The 1,542-nt window shown below is 68.2% G+C and carries 1 protein-coding gene; it reads right to left on the reverse strand.

Going from position 1 to position 1,542, the window contains the following annotated elements:
• Window positions 1-8: 8 nt before the first annotated feature.
• The gene (gene tnpC, locus DKT69_RS37570) at window positions 9-1,463 is read right to left on the reverse strand and encodes an IS66 family transposase (RefSeq protein WP_161558030.1); all 1,455 of its coding nucleotides are present in this window, start codon (window positions 1,461-1,463) and stop codon (window positions 9-11) included.
• Window positions 1,464-1,542: the final 79 nt, after the last annotated feature.

Below are 1,542 nucleotides of genomic sequence, written 5' to 3' on the forward strand. Positions count from 1 at the left end.
GTACGTATTCAGCTTGAGAGAGCGGCGGGCATCCACGGGCCGGTGGTGAACAGCTGTTTGAGCACGTCGAGTGCGTCCTGGCCGTGTTTGGCGGCGGTGGATAGGTAGGAGCGGACGGCGGCGAAGTCGGCGAGTCCTTGCAGGGTGCGCCAGGTGCCGGAGATCTTCTGTTGGAGCTTGACCGGGCGCAGGTCACGTTCGGCCTGGTTGTTCGTGAACGGCACGGCCAGGTCGACCACGAACCGCAGGATCATGCCGCGATGCTGGTGGAAGCGTTCGACCAGTTTGCCGGCCTTCGACAATTCGCCGTGCCGCTCGGGTGGGTTCTGTTGGCGGCCGTAGGCGAGGGCGCCGGCGTAGCAGGCCCGGATGTGGCTGACCTCAGCCTCGGTCAGTGTGCTGCGGCCGGCGGCGACCGCCTGCTCGGTCATCGTCTTGGCCATCAGCAGCGTGTCGGCCATGACCTCAGCCCATTGCTGGCCGGCCGGGTCAGTCTCGTGCACGGCGCGTAGGTCACGGATCAGATGCGCCCCGCACCAAGCATGCTCGGCGTCGCGCAGGTGCTGGTAAGCGGCGTAGCCGTCCCGCACGATAGTGCCGTCGAAGCCGGGAAGTACCCCACCGGCGTCGATGTCAGCCTTGCTGCGGCCGCCGACATGAAACGACGTCAGCATCGGGGTGCAGGCCACGTGCACGTATTTGAACCCGCCGTCGAGACGGGCCGGGGTTTCATCGACGTGCAGCACCCGCTCCACGTGCAGCAACGCGGCCAGGTGTGAGGTGAACGGGCCCAGCCGGCGGGCCGCCTCGGTGACCACCGCGTGCACGAACCCGGTCGACACGGGCGCGCCGCACAGATCGCCCAGCAGCCGTGACACCCGCGCGAACGGCAGGAACTGAGCCCCACGCCCATACACCGCCGCGGCCTTCACGCCGGGCCCATACTGGGCGCGGCCGGTCACCCCCGCCGGCGGCGCCGCCTCGCTGACCTGCCCACACCAGCACCGCACCGCCACGAGTTGATGCTCGGTGACCACGATCTTCGGCTCCGGCAGTTCGAACACCTGCCGCCGCTGGCGGGCGTACTCCACCGCGTCGCGAAGGTCCGCGCCGCAGACCGGGTTCACACACCGGTCCGGCCGGTGCACCACCGTAAACTCCGGATCCCCGACCAGTTGCAGCGTCGACCCCGAGGACCCCGGCTGCTTACCCCGACGCCGGCCAGAGCCCCCACCCCTCGGCTTCGGCGTCTGCCTGCCCAGCCCATCTGACGACGGAGGCTTGGACGAGTTCGTCGAGTTCAACCCCAGCCGACGCGTCAGCTCAGCGTTCTCCACCCGCAGCCGCTGGTTGTCCTCACCCAACCGCTGGTTGTCCTCACGCAGCCGCTGCACCTCAACCCGCAGCTCAGCAACCACTGCGACCAGTTCCTCATACGAGGGAAGCTGCGACCCGGGCTGCACACCAAGATCATGCCAGTCAGCCAAGCCACAGTGGACAGCAGGCCCCGATCAGCGACTCACCTCAGGCTGAATACGTACC

This window comes from Micromonospora sicca, assembly GCF_003172935.1.
In the GTDB taxonomy this organism is placed as follows: Bacteria; Actinomycetota; Actinomycetes; order Mycobacteriales; family Micromonosporaceae; genus Micromonospora; species Micromonospora sicca.